The organism is Streptomyces broussonetiae (genome assembly GCF_009796285.1).
In the GTDB taxonomy this organism is placed as follows: Bacteria; Actinomycetota; Actinomycetes; order Streptomycetales; family Streptomycetaceae; genus Streptomyces; species Streptomyces broussonetiae.
The window spans coordinates 1950572-1966229 of the sequence record NZ_CP047020.1; the positions used below are offsets into that span (position 1 = coordinate 1950572).

A 15658-nucleotide genomic window follows, 5' to 3' on the forward strand; every position below is an offset into this window, starting at 1 on the left:
CAGGAGCTGAGGAACCAACTACCAGAAACCCGTGTCACCGGACAATGGGGGGCCGAGTCTCCGAGTGTCGACCTGGAAGTGCCCGCCGACATCCCTGCGGCACAGATAGAGGACGGCATCATCCCGGCCACCGGAACGGTCACAGACGACTCGGGCCAACTCTTCGGCGAACTGCTCGTGTGGGTGAGCGGTGGAAGGCTCTCAGCCCTCGAGTTCTCGTGGTACGGCGACACCGCACCGACGGAACTGCCAGACCCCGGCCTTGTCACCGTGACGGTGCAGTGATCCATCAATGACCGGCGAAACCAGATGCAGGGTATGTGAGCGGAACCGCGAAAGGAACGCCAGACAATGCAGCACCTCGCCGCTGTGGCACACGGGCCGTCCCCGGTGATCGACATCGTCTTCGCTGTGGGAGGCATGGTTGCCCTGTGGTGCGGATTGAGTTGGGCGTTCGATGTGCGGCGGATCACCACTCGCAGAGCCGAACGGATTCACCGCAGGAACCAGGAAACGTGGGCGATGGGACGTCTCGGCGGCTCTCCGAACCTTTTCGCGTCTGTCGGGTATCTGCGGTTCCTGGGCGCTGTCATGGCAGGTGCGGGACTTCTCCTGCTCGTCGCGGTGTATGCGCTGTGGCACCTGGGCTGAAGGCAGGCGCTACGCGACCGCTCTACCGGCGAAGTCGGCACGCGCAGACCAGCTCTCTTCGGTGGGACTGACTTCTCTGTCGACGGACATCCCCCTTGCCCAGTACGCAAAAAGCGGCTGGGCCCCGCCAGGGCGCCCAGCCGCACTTCGAAGGATGGCAAGCCGCCGCTGACTCCCCCCGCTCCTGCTCGGCCGCCGCCGTCAGCTTGGCCAGCTCCGCCTCGCCTCCGCCAGTTCCGCCTCCGGGGGCTCCAGCAAGGAAAGAGGCGGAAAGAGGCGGACAAATCCTCCTTGAGTGCCCACGATGTACTACCGGCCCTCGCAGTGTCTGATCGCCGTCAGACCCCCCGCTGCCGCAGCACCGACCCCGTCCTTCCCTTGACGACCTCCAGCTGCGCGTGGATCCGCCGTCGCAGGTCAGGGACGTGGCTGACGATGCCGACGCTGCGGTCGCGTTCGCGCAGGGAGTCCAGGACGTCGAGGACCTCGTCGAGGGTCTGGTCGTCGAGGCTGCCGAAGCCCTCGTCGATGAAGAGGGTGTCGAGGCGGACCCCGCCCGCCTCGTCGGTGACGACGTCCGCGAGGCCGAGGGCGAGCGCGAGGGAGGCGAAGAAGGTCTCGCCGCCGGACAGGGTGGCGGTGTCGCGCTCGCGCCCGGTCCAGGCGTCGACCACATGCAGCCCGAGCCCGCTGCGACCGCGTCCGGTGCGGTCGTCGGAGTGGACCAGGGTGTAGCGCCCGGAGGACATGCGCTGCAGCCGCGCGGTCGCGGCGGCGGCGACCTGCTCCAGGCGGGCCGCCAGCACGTACGACTCCAGACGCATCTTGCGTTCGTTGTCGGCGGAGGTGCCCGCGGTGAGGGCGGCGAGGCGGGCGACCCGCTCGTACTCCTCGCGCAGCGGGGCGAGTCGGCGTACCGCCGCTGCGGCCCGCGCGGAGAGCCGGTCCAGCTCGGTTCGACAGCGGTCGGCCGCGTCGCGGGCGGAGGCCGCCGCGCGCAGGCCGCGCTCCGCCTCGGCCGCGGTGCGCTCCGCCGCGGCCGGGTCGGCGGGCGGCCGCTGGGCGGCGGCCACGGTGTCGGCCTCGGCCAGCACCGCCCGGACGGCCGCTTCCTCCGACTGCCATGCGTCCAGGCGGTGTTGCAGCTCGCGGTGGGCGGCGGCGTCCAGGAGGGCGGCGGCCGCGGCCTGCGGGGTGTCGAAACCGGCGCGGTATGCGGCGTCGGCGAGGCGGGCGTCGGCGTCCTTCAGGCGCTGGGCCGTGTCCTCGGCGGTGCGCGTGGCGTCGGCGGCCTCGGTGAGCAGCGCGACCTGCCGCTCCAGCTGCGCGGCACGCTCGGCCACGCTGCCGGCGGCACCGCGCGCCTGCGTCAACTCGGCTTCCAGCGCCGTCTGTTCCCGCTCCAGGGTCTCGCGCCGGGTGAGCCGGGAGGCGGCCCGTACGGCGGCCTGCTGGCGGTCGGCGAGGCGCTGCTCGCGCTCGCGCTCGGCACGCCGCAGCTCCTCGTGGGCGCCGTGCAGGGCGGAGGCCGCACGGCGGGCCCGGGTGTACTCCTCGTCCAACTCGTTTTCCAGGGCTTCGAGTTGTGCGGTGGGAGTGTCGCCGGCCTCGGCGGTGGCGGCGGCCAGAGCCTCGCGGACGGCGCCGAGTTGCCGCGCGTCCTCGGTGTGCTGCCGGTCGGCCTGCTGGGAGGCCTGGTGGGCCCGCTCCTCCGCCTCGCGGTCGACGTGTCCGGCGATCTTGCGGGCCGGAGCGGGATGTTCGGTGGCTCCGCACACGGCGCAGGGCTCACCGTCGGTGAGGCGGGTGGCCAGCTCGGCGGCGATGCCGTTCAGGCGCTGTTCCTTGAGGTCGAGCCAGTGGGCGCGGGCGCCGAGGGCGCGCTGCTCGGAGGCGAGCGCCCTGCGCCGGGCGTCCTCCAGGTCCGCGGCCAGCGCGTCCCGGGTGCGGGCCGCGGTGAGCCGCTTGCTCATCGGTTCCCGCTGGACGGCGAGCTGTTCGGCCCGGGTGGCGGCCTCCTGGGCGGAGTCGACGCGCGCCTGGAGCGCACCGCGGGTGGTGTCCCAGCCGTCGAGCCAGGCATCGGCCTCGCGCAGCACGTCCTCGTCGGCGCGCTCCTGCCGGTCGAGTCCGGAGCGTTCCTCGGCCAGCCGGTCGAGCCGCTGTTCGGCTCGGCGGGCCGCGTCCAGCCCGCCCAGTTCCCCGGCGGCCCGGCGGGCGGCCGCGGCAAGTCCGCTCGCGCCGGCCCCGGCGTAGGAGTCGTGGAGCCTCCCGCGCGCGCGTGCCTCGGCCGCGGCGGCCCTGCGGTGCTCCTCCTCGGCCGCCTCGCGCAGCTCCAGTGCGGGCGCGACCGCCTCGGCCTTGCGGGCCCGCTCCATGCGCTGCTGGGCCTCACGGTGGGCGGCGGAGTGCTGCTGGAGTCGTTCGGCGCGCTGCCGGCCCTCCGCGAACCTGGCCTGCAGCCGGGCGAGTTCGCGTACGTCCTCCAGGGCGCGGCGGGTCTCGGCGTGTGCGGACTCGGCGGTGCGCAGGCGGCAGTGGGCGACGGTGAGCCGTTCGCGGGCGGTCGCGCGGGCCACGGCGGCGGCGCCGAGGACCGCCTCGGCCAGTCCCGGTTCGCCGGGAGCCAGCTCGGGCAGCTCCATGGCGTCGCCGGCCTCCTGCTGCATGCGGTGGGCGTCGGCGAGCAGTGCCGCGTCGCCCTCGCGCACGCGCGCCTCGGTGGCACGGCGACGCTCGGCGAGGCGCTTTTCCACCTCGGCGAAGCGCTGGGTGTCGAAGAGCCGGCCGAGGAGCCGGCCGCGGGCTTCGGCGTCGGCGCGCAGGAAACGCGCGAAGTCGCCCTGGGGCAGCAGCACGACCTGACAGAACTGCTCCCGGCTCATGCCGAGGAGCTGCTCGAACTCGGTGCCGATCTCCTGGTGGGAGCGGCTGAGGTCCTTCCACGCGCCGGCCGCGCCGTCGTACTCGCGCAGCCAGGTCTGGGCCTTGTCGACCGTGGTGCCCTTGCCGCGCAGCTTGGGCCGCTCCCAGGCCGGCTGCCGGGTGACCTCCAGCCGACGTCCCGCGACGGTGAGGTCGAGGCGGATCTCGGCGCGGGTGCCGGGCTCCGCGTGGTCGCTGCGCAGGTTCATGCCCTGGCCGCTTCCGCTCTGCCGGGCGCCGGGGACGGAGCCGTACAGGGCATAGCAGACGGCGTCCAGGACAGAGGTCTTGCCTGCGCCGGTGGGACCGTGCAGCAGGAAGAGTCCGGCGGCGGACAGGGCGTCGAAGTCGACACTCTGGGAGCCGCCGAAGGGCCCGAAGGCGGTGACGTCGAGGCGGTGCAGCCTCATCGGGCCACCTCCCGTACGGCGTCGTCGGCGCGTACCGCGTCGAACGCCTCGCGCAGCACGTCCAGCTCCCCGTCGTCCGGCCCCGCGCCGCGCACATGGGCGACGAAGTCCTGGGCGACCTGCTGGTCACTGCGGCCCGCGAGGCGCCGGGCGTACGACGCCCCGGCGTCGTCCGGGGATCGCTCGGGGGCGAAGACGAGGCTGAGGGTGTGCGGGTAGCGCTCGGTGAGGCGGGCCATGGGGTCGGCCGGGCGGACCGGGTCGGTGAGCGTGGCCTCGACCCAGGCGTCCTCGTGGCGGGCGAGCGCAGGATCGGCGAGGAGGTCGTCCAGGGTGCCCTTGATACGGGCCAGGGGGCGCGGCACCGGGCACTCGAGTCGCTCGGCGGTGACGGAGCCGTCGGCGCCGAGGTCGATCAGCCACATGCTCTTGCGGTGGCCCGCCTCGGAGAAGGAGTAGGCGAGCGGGGAGCCGGAGTAGCGCACGCGCTCGGTGATGGTCTGGCAGCCGTGCAGATGGCCGAGGGCCACATAGTCGACGCCACCGAAAACGGCCGACGGTACGGCCGCCACGCCGCCGACCGTGATGTCCCGTTCGCTGTCGCTGGACTCGCCACCGGTGACGAAGGCGTGGGCGAGAACGACGGACCGGGTGCTCCGCGCGCGTGTGGCGAGGTCGGCGCGGACGCGGTCCATCGCGGCGCCGAGCACGGCCTCGTGCCCGGCCCGGTCCACCGCGAACTCGTCCTTCACCAGGGCTGGTTCGAGATACGGCAGACCGTAGAAGGCCACATCGCCATGGTCGTCGGCCAGTACGACCGGGGTGCCGGCGGCGGCCGGGTCGGTGCGCAGATGGATGCCCGCGCGCTCGATGAGCCCGGCACCGACGCCGAGACGGCGGGCCGAGTCGTGGTTTCCGGAGATCATCAGCGTGGGCACGCCGAGGTCGGCGAGACGGTGCAGCGCGTCGTCGAACAGCTCGACCGCGGCGAGCGGGGGCACCGCGCGGTCGTACACGTCACCGGACACGACCACCGCGTCCACGGCGTGCTCGCGCACGGTGGTGACGAGGTGACCGATGAACTCGGCCTGGGCCCCGAGCATGTTCACCCGGTGGAAGGCCCGGCCGAGATGCCAGTCGGACGTGTGCAGAAGTCTCATGATCCCCGAGATTAACGGCCGGGTCTGACATCACGGGCGGATACTCCCGTATCCGCCCGCCACAACCCGCCCACGTTTGATGCGGTATGACCGATTCAGTGCCTCGCGTCACGCATCTCCGTAGGCTTCCCCTCCCAGTTCGAACTCCGCCGTGCCCGCCGTCGCATCCGCCAGCCAGCCGCGGAAGGCGTCCACGTCGGCGTCGGGCAGGCCGATCTCGATGCTGACGGCCTCGCCGTAGCGCACGTCACGGACCTCGCGGCCGGTGGCGTGCAGGTCGTTCTGGACCTTGCCCGCGCGCTGGTGGTCGACGGTCACGGTGGCCAGCCGGAAGCGGCGCCGGGTGAGGGTGCCGAGCGCGTCGAGGGCCTCGCCGACGGCGCCCCCGTAGGCGCGGATGAGCCCGCCGGCGCCGAGCTTGACCCCGCCGTAGTAGCGGGTGACGACCGCGACGACGTAGCGCATCTCACGGCGCAGGAGCATCTGGAGCATGGGGACGCCGGCCGTGCCGCCGGGTTCGCCGTCGTCGCTGGCCTTCTGCACGGAGGCGTCGGCACCGATGACGTACGCCCAGCAGTTGTGGGTGGCGTCCGCGTGCTCCTTGCGAACGGAGGCGATGAAGTCCTGCGCCTCCTGCTCGGTGGCGGCCGAGGCGAGCGCGCACAGGAAGCGGGAGCGGTTGATCTCGGTCTCGTGCACGCCCGCGCGGGCCACTGTGCGGTACTCGTCCTGCATCCCGTCAGCCTATGCGGTGAGCGCAGGTGCGGGTCACGGCAGCAGGCACACGCACGCGCGCGTGGTGCCACGGCGTGGCCACGCGCGCGTGCTGCGGCCCGCCCCCCGCGGGAGCGCTCCTGTTTGTTCCCGCGGCTGCCGTGTCACGTTTTCTCCCTCGGCTCCCGCGTCACTCCTTGCTCCCGCGCGGCACGGTCACCCAGGTCAGCAGGGCCGCCCCCGGGACGAGGGCCGACCAGCCGGTGCCGTGCCAGGTGAGGACGGCGACCGCGGCCGTCGGGAACTTGGTCCGCACCCGCTCCAGTGTGTCGTCGAGACCGTCCCCGGCCAGCTCGAGGACGAGTTCCTCCAGTCCGGGGTTGTGTCCGACCAGCAGCAGGGTCTCCACCTCGGAGGGCACCTCGCGGACCACCTCCAGCAGGTCCGCCGCGTCGGCCGCGTACAGCCGCCGGTCGTAACGCACGGGCGGCGGGGTGCCCCACTCGGCGGAGGCCAGCTCCCAGGTGCGGCGGGCACGTACGGCGGTGGAGCACAGGGCGAGGTCGGGCAGGCAGTCGGCCTCGGCGAGAGTACGTCCGGCGGCCGGGGCGTCGCGCAGGCCGCGCCGCCCGAGCGGCCTGCGGTGGTCCTCGACGCCCTCGGGCCAGTCGGACTTGGCGTGCCTCAGCACCACCAGCCGGCGCAGCGGGCCCGCCGCACCCGCCCGCGCGCTCACGCAAGGCTCCCGAGGTCGCGGGCGAGGTCGAGGGCCAGCAGGCGGTCGGCGTAGGCATAGGTCTCGAAGCGGGCGCCGTCGGGCAGATCCGGGGCGCTCTCCACGTCTCGCAGCACCTGCAGGACACCGGGCAGGTCGAGATCGTCCTCCCACGCGGAGCGCAGCCGCGCCCGCACCGACTCGGGCACCGGCCGCGACGGCTGCCGCGCCCAGCCGGCCACGGCCCGCCGCCACCGCGCGAGCCACCCGGCCGCCTCGCCCAGCGCTGCGGAGTCCAGCCGGACGGTTTCACTGCGCGGCACGCGGAGCAGGGCGAGCCGGAAGGCCTCGGGGTCGCGCAGGAGGGCCGCCGGTGCGGGGTGGGGGCTGATTCCGGGGGTTTCTTCCCACTGTTCCCACCGCACCGGCGCCACCCGCACCACCGGCCCGTCCCCGAAGGTGTCCGGCGGCTGCGTCGTCACATGGATCGCCTGGGCCTCGCCCAGGCCCGCGGCCAGGTCGTGGCCGTCCTCGAAGGGGCGGACGGCCAGGGCGGCGGCTGCCGAGCGGAGTTCGGCGTGCTGCCCGGGTGCGGTCAGGGTCGTCCAGACCGGAGTGCCGCCCAGCTCGAGCGCGCGGACCAGGAGGTCGGCGGTGAGCAGCACCCGCAGGGCCGTCGGATCGAGGCCGGAGGCAACGGCCTCGATCCGGGTCAGGCCGCGCAGGGCGGGGGCAGCGGGGACGGGCTCACCGGTTCGGGCGTCGAGGATGTGCAGCACGGGGCGAGCGTAGGCGGGCGGACGGCCGTACGCAGGCATCTTCCGCCGAATCCGGACATGGCGGCGGGTGCCGGGGCGGGAATCCACGCATGGCGGTGGGTACCAGGGCGGGAATCCGGACACCGCTTTGTGATGTTGCTGTGGCGAACAGTTCCCGCAACGCGAGGAGGCGGCCATGGCGGCCCCGTACGGAGACGAAGCGACGATCCGCAGGATCCTGACCGAGCTGGGTGACACGTGGGCCGTGGTGGGCCTGTCGTCCAACCGGAGCCGGGCCGCCTACGGCGTGGCACAGACCCTGCAGCGGTTCGGCAAGCGGATCGTGCCCGTCCATCCCAAGGCGGAGACGGTGCACGGCGAGAAGGGGTACGCCTCACTTGCCGAGATCCCCTTCGCCGTGGACGTGGTCGACGTCTTCGTCAACAGCGACCTGGCCGGCCCGGTGGCCGACGAGGCCGTGGCGAAGGGCGCACGGGCGGTGTGGTTCCAGCTCGGAGTCGTGGACGAGGCCGCCCACGAGCGGACCCGGGCGGCAGGACTGGAGATGGTGATGGACCGTTGCCCGGCGATCGAAATTCCCCTGCTGCAGTAGCGAATCTTTCCTTCTTCTCACAATGCATCGCTGAATATTGACATTCGTACTGGGCGTCTGACCTGTGACAAGGCTGTCACCGACCGTGTGCCCAAGACAGCCAAGATCCCGGGTCAAAACTTGGTTAACAGTCTTTTGCTCGCCGGGAACGCCTCCCTAGCCTGTGGCCTCCTTCCCCGTTAACGCTGCGTATAGATCTGAGAGGCCACAACACATGGCGAATGTCGACCAGGCTGCACCGGTAGCCACAAGCGACACCGGTGGTCTGCGCCGCGACGTCGGACTCATCGGTCTGATGTGGGCATCGGTGGGATCCATCATCGGGTCCGGCTGGCTGTTCGGCGCCGAGAAGGCGGTCGTGGCGGCGGGCCCCGCGGCGATCATCTCGTGGGTGATCGGTGCGGTGGCGATCGTGCTGCTCGCGCTTGTGCACGCCGAACTCGGCGGCATGTTCCCGGTCGCCGGCGGCACCGCCCGCTACCCGCACTACGCCTTCGGCGGTCTGGCCGGCATGTCCTTCGGCTGGTTCTCCTGGCTCCAGGCCGCGACGGTGGCGCCGATCGAGGTCGAGGCCATGATCGGCTATGCCAAGCACTGGCACTTCGCCGACGGCCTGCAGAACGCCAACGGCACGCTCACGACCAGCGGCATCGTCGTCGCGGTGCTCCTCATGGCGGTGTTCGTCGCGGTCAACTTCCTCGGCGTCCGCATCCTGGCCCACACCAACAGCGCCGCCACCTGGTGGAAGATCGCGGTCCCGCTCGCGGCGATCTTCATCATCGCCGTCGGCAACTTCCACACGTCCAACTTCACCTCCGAGGGCTTCGCCCCGTTCGGCGCCAAGGGCGTCCTCACCGCGATCAGCTCCAGCGGCATCATCTTCGCGCTGCTCGGCTTCGAGCAGGCGATCCAGCTGGCCGGCGAGAGCCGCAACCCCAAGCGTGACCTCCCGCGCGCGACGCTCGGCTCGGTGGCCATCGGCTCCGTGATCTACCTGCTCCTCCAGATCGTGTTCATCGGCGCCCTGCCGCACGCCTCCTTCGCCAAGGGCTGGGCGAACCTGGCCTACGCCGGCATCAGCGGCCCCTGGGCGGGTCTCGCCTCGCTGGTCGGCCTGGGCTGGCTGGCCTGGGTCCTGTACGCCGACGCGATCATCTCCCCCGGCGGCACCGGCCTGATCTACACCACCGCCACGTCCCGTATCTCCTACGGCCTGGCCAAGAACGGCTACGCGCCGAAGATCTTCGCCAAGACCGACTCGCGCGGTGTGCCGTGGTTCGGCCTGGCGATGTCGTTCGTGACCGGTGTGATCTGCTTCCTGCCGTTCCCGAGCTGGCAGACGCTGGTCGGCTTCATCACCTCCGCGAGCGTGCTGATGTACGCGGGCGCTCCGCTGGCCTACGGCGTCTTCAAGGACCGGCTGCCGAACCACGACCGTCCGTACAAGCTGCCCTTCGGCAACGTCATCTCGCCGCTGTCGTTCGTGGTCGCCAACCTGATCATCTTCTGGTCCGGCTGGGACACCCTGTGGCGGCTGGGCTTCGCGATCCTGATCGGCTACGTGCTGCTCGGCTCGTACGCCGCCTACGCGCTCCGCAAGGGCCTGCCCGACGCTCCCCGGCTGGACTTCAAGGCCGCGCAGTGGCTGCCGCCCTACCTGGTGGGCATCGGCGTGATCTCCTACCTGAGCACCTTCGGCGGTACCGGTGACCTGCCGCTGTGGTGGGACATGCTGGTCGTCGCGGTGTTCTCGCTCGGCATCTACTACTGGGCCAAGGCCACGGCGTCCACGCCCGAGGCGATCGAGCGCAGCATCGAGGAGGTCGTGGTCACGGACGCGCCCGCGCACTGAGCCACCCCTCCCGGTGTCCCGTCAGCAGAGCCGTGGCTGACGGGACACCGTCATAATGCCGGGGTGATCTCCCCTTCCCCCTCCCCCTCCCCCCGCCCCGACTCCGCGTCCGGACAAGCCCGTACGGAGGAACGTCGTACGGTCGTCGTCGTGGGCGCCGGGCCCGCCGGGCTCACCGTCGGCAACATCCTGCGGGCCGCCTCGGTCGACTGTGTCGTCCTGGAGACCGAGAGCAGGCAGTTCATCGAGACACGGGCCCGGGCCGGCGTCATCGAGGAATGGGCGGTGCGCGAACTCGCCCGCCGCGGCCTGGCCGGGCGGCTCCCGGAGCGGGCCGAGCTGCACAGCACCTGCGAGTTCCGCTTCGCCGGCGAGCGGTACCGCTTCCCCTACGCCGAGCTGACGGACCGTCATCACTACGTCTATCCACAGCCGTTGCTGGTGACGGACCTGGTACGGGAGTACGCCGACGTACGCGGCGGCGACATCCGTTTCGGCGTGCGCGACGTCAGGCTGCACGACCTGGACACGGACCGGCCCACGGTGTCGTACCGCTGCCCGCGGACAGGCGAACGGCGCCTGCTGCACTGCGACTTCGTCGCGGGCTGCGACGGGGCGCGCGGGGTGACCCGGGACGCGATACCCGAGGAGCAGCGGCGGACCGCACGGCAGGACGACGGCATCGCCTGGCTGGCGCTGCTCGCCGAGGTCCCGCCGTCGACGGACTGCGTCCTGTTCGGCGTCCATCCGCGCGGGTTCGCCGGGCAGATGCCCCGCAGTCCCGAGGTGACCCGGTTCTACCTCCAGTGCCCGCCGGGCGACGACCCCGAGAACTGGCCGCACGAGCGGGTCTGGGCCGAGCTGCGCGCACGGCTCGCCGCCGCCGGCGCACCCGCGCTCACCGAGGGACGGCTGATCGAGAAGCGGGTGCTGGACATGCACCACTACGTCGTCGAACCCCTGGCCCACGGGCGGCTGTTCCTGGCCGGTGACGCCGGTCACCTGGTCGCACCGATCGCCGCGAAGGGCATGAACCTCGCCCTGCACGACGCCTTCCTGCTCGGCGACGCGCTCGCCGCGTACGTCACCGGGGGCGACGCGGGCGGCCTGGACGGCTACTCGGCCGCGAGTCTGCGCCGGGTGTGGGACTACCAGGAGTTCTCGCAGTGGCTGTCGGACATCTACCACGGCGTCGCGTCGGGTGATCCGTTCCGCGCCGGCACCACGCTGGCCCGGCTGCGCCGGCTGTTCTCCTCACCCGCCGCCGCGGCGGCCTTCGCCGAGCAGTACCTGGGCACGGCCGCGTCCTACTGAGCCCGCTCGGCAAGGTGGTGGTCGGCGGTCTTGAGCGCCTCGTCCACCAGTCGGCGCAGGTGCCCGTGCGCGAGCGAGTAGACCACCCGGCGGCCCTCCTTGCGGGTCCTCACCAGACCCGCAAGCCGCAGCCGGGCCAGATGCTGGCTGACGGCCGGGCGGGCGGCGCCGCACGACTCGGTGAGCGTGGTGACGTCGGCCTCTCCCGCCGTCAGCGCGTGCAACAGGGCGAGGCGGGTGCGGTCACCGAGCAGGGACAACAGCTCGGCGGCGAGCGTGAACTGCTCCTCGCCCGGGCTGCGCGGATGCGCATGGTGCGCAGGTGATAGGTGCATGCGTGCGCTCATACGCACATAATGGGGCCGTGGGCGCCCGGCGTCCACTCCCACACACCGAAAGGGGACCGACGTGAGCGACCGGCGCCCTCATCAGCACGGGCACAGCCACGATCGCGGGCATGGGCATGTGCATGGCTACGACCACGCGCACCGGTCCGGGCACGTTCACGAGCAGGAGCACCCGTCCGGGCACGAGCAGGCGCACGGGTCCGGGCACGGGCATGCACACGACCACCACGCCCGGCCCCGCACGCGCGCGGCCGGCCTGCGGCACCGCCTCGGCCACCTGCTCACTCCGCACTCCCACGAGACCGCGGACAAGCTGGACTCCGCTCTCGAGGCCTCGGCGCGCGGGATGCGGGCGCTGTGGGTGTCGCTGACCGTGCTCGGGGCGACGGCGCTGACACAGGCGGCCGTGGTGGCCGTCTCCGGCTCGGTGGCGCTGCTCGGCGACAGCGTGCACAACGCGGCCGACGCCCTGACCGCCGTACCCCTCGGCATCGCGTTCGTGCTGGGACGGCGGGCGGCGACCCGCCGGTTCACGTACGGCTACGGCCGGGCCGAGGACCTCGCGGGGCTGGTGATCGTGCTGACCATCGCCGCCTCGGCAGCCTTCGCCGCATGGACGGCCGTCGGCCGGCTGCTCGATCCGCGCCCGGTCACCCACCTCCCCGCCGTCGCGGTGGCCGCGCTCGTCGGATTCGCCGGCAACGAGTGGGTGGCCCGGTACCGGATCCGGGTGGGCCGCGAGATCGGTTCGGCGGCGCTCGTCGCCGACGGCCTGCACGCCCGCACCGACGGCTTCGCCTCGCTGGCCGTCCTGGTGGGCGCCGGCGGCTCCGCGCTCGGCTTCCGACTGGCCGATCCGGTCGTGGGGTTGGCGATCACCGCGGCGATCGCGCTGGTGCTGCGGGACGCGGCGCGCGAGGTGTTCCGTCGGGTGCTCGACGCCGTCGACCCGGCACTGGTGGACCGGGCCGAGCGGGCGGTGTCGGCGGTAGCGGGCGTGCGCGCGGTGGGCGAGCTGCGGCTGCGCTGGATCGGGCACCGGCTGCGGGCCGAACTCGCGGTGGTGGTGGACGGCGAGGCGACGGTACGGCAGGCGCATGCGATCGCCGTCGAGGCCGAACACGCGCTGCTGCACGCCGTACCGCGGCTGACGGCCGCCCTGGTGCACGCCGACCCGGCACCGGCGCCGGGCGAGAGCGACCCGCATCTGGCGCTGGCCCACCACCTCACGGCCTGACCTCGGGCTCAGGCGACCCCGAGCCCCTCCAGCACCACGGCGCCGGGCAGTTCGGCCAGTGCCTTGCCGGGCACCAGCAGCTTGCCGCGCCGGCGTCCGCTGCCGACGAGGACGTAGGGCAGGTCGGCGACGGCCGAGTCCACGAGCACCGGCCAGCCGGCGGGCAGGCCGACCGGGGTGATGCCGCCGTACTCCATGCCGGTCTCGCCGGTCGCCGTGTCCATCGAGGCGAACGAGGCCTTGCGGGCGCCGAGATGGCGGCGCACGACGCCGTTGACGTCGGCCCGGGTGGTGGACAGCACCAGGCACGCGGCGAGGGTGGTCCCGCCGCCGCGCCTGCCCGCGACCACCACGCAGTTCGCCGACTGCTCCAGCAGGTCGCGGCCGTAGTGCTCCACGAAGACGGCGGTGTCGGCCCAGCGCGGGTCGGTGTCGACGTAGAGGATCCGGTCGGCCGGGACCGTGCCCTGCCACCCGCGTACGGCGTCGGCGACGGGGGCGGTCAGTTCGTCCAGGCAGTCCGGGACCGGGGTGGCGGTGTCGAAGTCTCCGATGGGTGCGCGCATGGCCGCACGCTAACAAGGCGCGACCGCCCGCGCCGGGGTGTCTCACTGCACGGGCGGAACGGACACGGCCATCGTCATCTCCATCGGGACGTCACCGCGATTGCCGTACACATGCGGGAGGTTCGCCTCGAAGGAGGCGCTCGCGCCGACCGGGATCATATGGTCCTCGCCGTCGACGGTGAGGGTCAGTTCACCCGCGGTCACATGGACCAGCTCGACAGTGCCGGCCGGGTGCGGCTCCGACGGGCTCTGCTCGCCGGGCATCAGCCGCCAGTCCCACATCTCCAGCGGACCGGGGGCCTCCGTGCCCGCCAGCAGCCGGTTGTAGCTCCCGGCCTCGGTGGACCACAGCCGTACGGCCCGCTCGGCGGGGACGATGCGCACCTTCGGGCCCTGCTCGTAGTCGAGGAGGGTCGTGATGCTGACGCCGAGCGCGTCGCCGATCTTGACCACGGTGCCGATGCTCGGGTTGGTGCGTGCCTGCTCGATCTGGATGAGCATGCCACGGCTGACACCGGCCCGGGCGGCGAGCACGTCCAGGGTGAAGCCGCGCACCGAGCGCCAGTGCCTGACGTTGCGCGCCAAGGACTGGGTCAGCAGTTCGAGGTCCGACACGTTCCGTCCATTATTCGAGATCATTCACTATTTTGGATGACGTAGTTCAACTCAGTGAACTACGGTGAAGCGCACACGTTGTTCAACAAACTGTACTGCGAGGCACAGTGACCGCCATCTTCGCCCTCACCACCAGTCTCCTGTGGGGGCTGGCGGACTTCGGCGGCGGGCTGCTGACCCGGCGCAGCCCCGCGCTGACGGTCGTGGTGGTCTCGCAGGCCATCGCGGCGGCCGTGCTGGGCACGATCGTCGTCGCGACCGGCGGCTGGAGCGAGGCCGGGCCCCGGCTGTGGTTCGCGGTCGCCGCGGGGCTGGCCGGCCCGGTCGCCCTGCTCTCCTTCTACAAGGCCCTGGCGCTCGGCCCGATGGGAGTCGTATCGCCGCTCGCCACCCTCAGCGTGGCCGTCCCGGTCGGCGTGGGCCTGGTCCTCGGCGAGCGCCCGGGACTGCTGCAGGTCGCGGGCATCGCGGTCGCCGTCACCGGCGTCGTCCTCGCGGGCGGCCCCCAGCTGCGCGGCGCGCCCGTACAGCGGCGCACCGTCCTGCTGACGCTCATCGCGGCGCTCGGCTTCGGCGCGGTCTTCGCCCTGATCACCGAGGCCTCGACCACGGTCACCGGGCTGTTCCTCGCCCTGTTCGTGCAGCGGGTGACGAACGTCGCGGTCGGCGGGAGCGCACTCGCCGTCTCCGTCCGGCGCGGCAGCCACGCCGCAGCGGACGACGGCTTCCCCTGGGCCTCGCTGCCCGCGCTCGCCTTCGTCGGGATCGCCGACGTCGCGGCCAACGGCTGCTACGCGCTGGCCGCCCAGCACGGCCCGGTCACCGTGGCGGCCGTCCTCGCCTCGCTGTACCCGGTGGTGACCGCACTGGCCGCCCGCGGATTCCTCAGCGAGCGGCTACGCGCCATCCAGGCGGCCGGTGCAGGCCTGGCCCTGCTCGGCACACTGCTGCTCGCAACCGGCTGACTCACCCCTCGGCCTCCAGCTCCGCAAGCCGCGCCACGCCGTCCGCGTCCAGCTCCGCCAGTGCCCGCAGCTGCTCCGGCGTCGTGCCCTGCGGTATCGGGACCGGAGCCGGGGTCCTGAGCGGGGGCTGCCAGCCGTCGTCGGGCGTCCAGCGCCGTACGACCCGGGCCGGCGCACCGGCCACCACGGCGTGATCGGGCACCACGCCACGCACCACGGCACCGGCCGCGACGACCACGTTCCGGCCGATCCGCGCGCCCGGCAGGATCACCGCCCCGGTGCCGATCCAGCAGCCCGGACCGATCTCCACCGGCTCCATCCGCGGCCACTGCCTGCCGATCGGCTCGTGCGGGTCGTCGTAGGAGTGGTTGGTGGAGGTGACGTAGACGTACGGCCCGAAATAGCAGTCGCGGCCGATGGTGACCGTCGTGTCCGCTATGACATGACTGCCCCGGCCGAGGACCACTCCGTCACCGACGCGCAGGATCGGGTCGGGGCCGAGGTCCAGGTCCGGCATCAGGCCGGCGGTCAGGGTGACCTGCTCGGCGATGATGCAGTGGGAGCCGAGGTGGATCCAGGGCTCGCCGAAGACGGTGCCGAGCGGGAAGGCGAGCCGGGTGGCTTCGCCGATCGAGCCGAACCTGAATCCTGCCGGGTGCTCGGCCGTGACGGAGCCCGTGCGCTGGATCCAGGCCCAGGCCTTGTGGACGACGCGTTGAGCTGCGCGGCGTCGCCGGAATGAGAACGTGTTCTTCCGCTGGGGCACGGGGTTACGTTACTAAGCGGGCGCTTTCGGCGAGAGGGCCACCTGCTGTG

Annotated in this window: 16 protein-coding genes; 7 read left to right on the forward strand and 9 right to left on the reverse strand. The window is 72.6% G+C overall.

Annotation, left to right across the window (positions count from 1 at the left end; translation table 11 throughout):
• The first annotated feature begins 78 nt into the window (after positions 1-78).
• The gene (locus tag GQF42_RS44850; protein WP_199272616.1) at positions 79-285 is read left to right on the forward strand and encodes a hypothetical protein; all 207 of its coding nucleotides are present in this window, start codon (positions 79-81) and stop codon (positions 283-285) included.
• Positions 286-351: 66 nt separating this feature from the next.
• Positions 352-651 (forward strand): hypothetical protein, encoded by a 300-nt coding sequence (locus GQF42_RS08995; RefSeq protein ID WP_233273305.1) that lies wholly within the window; start codon positions 352-354, stop codon positions 649-651.
• Between the two features lie 338 nt (positions 652-989).
• Here GQF42_RS08995 and GQF42_RS09000 read toward each other — a convergent pair whose 3' ends face one another.
• The 5 genes from GQF42_RS09000 to GQF42_RS09020 all read right to left on the reverse strand — a co-directional run bounded on the left by GQF42_RS09000 (position 990) and on the right by GQF42_RS09020 (position 7393).
• On the reverse strand, positions 990-3986 hold the full coding sequence (locus GQF42_RS09000) for an AAA family ATPase (RefSeq protein ID WP_158919121.1): 2997 nt from the start codon (positions 3984-3986) through the stop codon (positions 990-992).
• Positions 3983-5146: an exonuclease SbcCD subunit D gene (locus tag GQF42_RS09005; protein ID WP_158919122.1), complete on the reverse strand. Its 1164-nt coding sequence runs from the start codon at positions 5144-5146 to the stop codon at positions 3983-3985. Before GQF42_RS09005 ends, GQF42_RS09000 begins: the two co-directional genes overlap by 4 nt.
• Positions 5147-5254: 108 nt before the next feature.
• Positions 5255-5881 carry a YigZ family protein gene (locus GQF42_RS09010; RefSeq protein WP_158919123.1) on the reverse strand — a complete coding sequence of 209 codons (627 nt, stop codon included), beginning with the start codon at positions 5879-5881 and terminating at the stop codon, positions 5255-5257.
• Positions 5882-6050: 169 nt separating this feature from the next.
• Positions 6051-6596 carry a SixA phosphatase family protein gene (locus GQF42_RS09015; protein ID WP_158919124.1) on the reverse strand — a complete coding sequence of 182 codons (546 nt, stop codon included), beginning with the start codon at positions 6594-6596 and terminating at the stop codon, positions 6051-6053.
• The gene (locus GQF42_RS09020) at positions 6593-7393 is read right to left on the reverse strand and encodes a hypothetical protein (RefSeq protein ID WP_199272617.1); all 801 of its coding nucleotides are present in this window, start codon (positions 7391-7393) and stop codon (positions 6593-6595) included. Before GQF42_RS09020 ends, GQF42_RS09015 begins: the two co-directional genes overlap by 4 nt.
• A 136-nt stretch (positions 7394-7529) precedes the next feature.
• Here GQF42_RS09020 and GQF42_RS09025 point away from each other — a divergent pair, with 136 nt between their 5' ends.
• From GQF42_RS09025 to GQF42_RS09035, 3 genes are all read left to right on the forward strand, one after another.
• The gene (locus tag GQF42_RS09025; RefSeq protein ID WP_158919126.1) at positions 7530-7946 is read left to right on the forward strand and encodes a CoA-binding protein; all 417 of its coding nucleotides are present in this window, start codon (positions 7530-7532) and stop codon (positions 7944-7946) included.
• Positions 7947-8160: 214 nt separating this feature from the next.
• Entirely contained in the window at positions 8161-9798 is a 1638-nt protein-coding gene (locus GQF42_RS09030) for an APC family permease (RefSeq protein WP_158919127.1), read from the forward strand.
• Between the two features lie 63 nt (positions 9799-9861).
• A complete protein-coding gene (locus GQF42_RS09035) occupies positions 9862-11112 on the forward strand; it encodes a 4-hydroxybenzoate 3-monooxygenase (protein WP_407699485.1) in 1251 nt (416 codons plus the stop codon).
• Here the strand turns inward: GQF42_RS09035 and GQF42_RS09040 are convergent.
• Positions 11106-11447 (reverse strand): ArsR/SmtB family transcription factor, encoded by a 342-nt coding sequence (locus GQF42_RS09040; protein WP_158919128.1) that lies wholly within the window; start codon positions 11445-11447, stop codon positions 11106-11108. The genes GQF42_RS09035 and GQF42_RS09040 overlap by 7 nt on opposite strands.
• 73 nt (positions 11448-11520) lie before the next feature.
• Here GQF42_RS09040 and GQF42_RS09045 point away from each other — a divergent pair, with 73 nt between their 5' ends.
• Positions 11521-12696, forward strand: a complete 1176-nt coding sequence (locus GQF42_RS09045) for a cation diffusion facilitator family transporter (RefSeq protein ID WP_158919129.1) — start codon at positions 11521-11523, stop codon at positions 12694-12696.
• An 8-nt stretch (positions 12697-12704) separates the two neighbouring features.
• Here the strand turns inward: GQF42_RS09045 and GQF42_RS09050 are convergent, their stop codons facing one another.
• Both GQF42_RS09050 and GQF42_RS09055 read right to left on the reverse strand, forming a co-directional pair.
• Positions 12705-13262, reverse strand: coding sequence for a YbaK/EbsC family protein (locus GQF42_RS09050; RefSeq protein WP_158919130.1), 558 nt, complete (start codon positions 13260-13262; stop codon positions 12705-12707).
• A 42-nt stretch (positions 13263-13304) separates the two neighbouring features.
• The gene (locus GQF42_RS09055) at positions 13305-13877 is read right to left on the reverse strand and encodes an XRE family transcriptional regulator (protein WP_158919131.1); all 573 of its coding nucleotides are present in this window, start codon (positions 13875-13877) and stop codon (positions 13305-13307) included.
• 107 nt (positions 13878-13984) lie between these two features.
• On the opposite strand from GQF42_RS09055, the gene GQF42_RS09060 reads away from it, so the two are divergent.
• Positions 13985-14842: an EamA family transporter gene (locus tag GQF42_RS09060; RefSeq protein WP_158919132.1), complete on the forward strand. Its 858-nt coding sequence runs from the start codon at positions 13985-13987 to the stop codon at positions 14840-14842.
• Between the two features lies 1 nt (position 14843).
• Here GQF42_RS09060 and GQF42_RS09065 read toward each other — a convergent pair whose 3' ends face one another.
• Positions 14844-15608: an acyltransferase gene (locus GQF42_RS09065; protein ID WP_158919133.1), complete on the reverse strand. Its 765-nt coding sequence runs from the start codon at positions 15606-15608 to the stop codon at positions 14844-14846.
• Positions 15609-15658 lie beyond the last annotated feature (50 nt).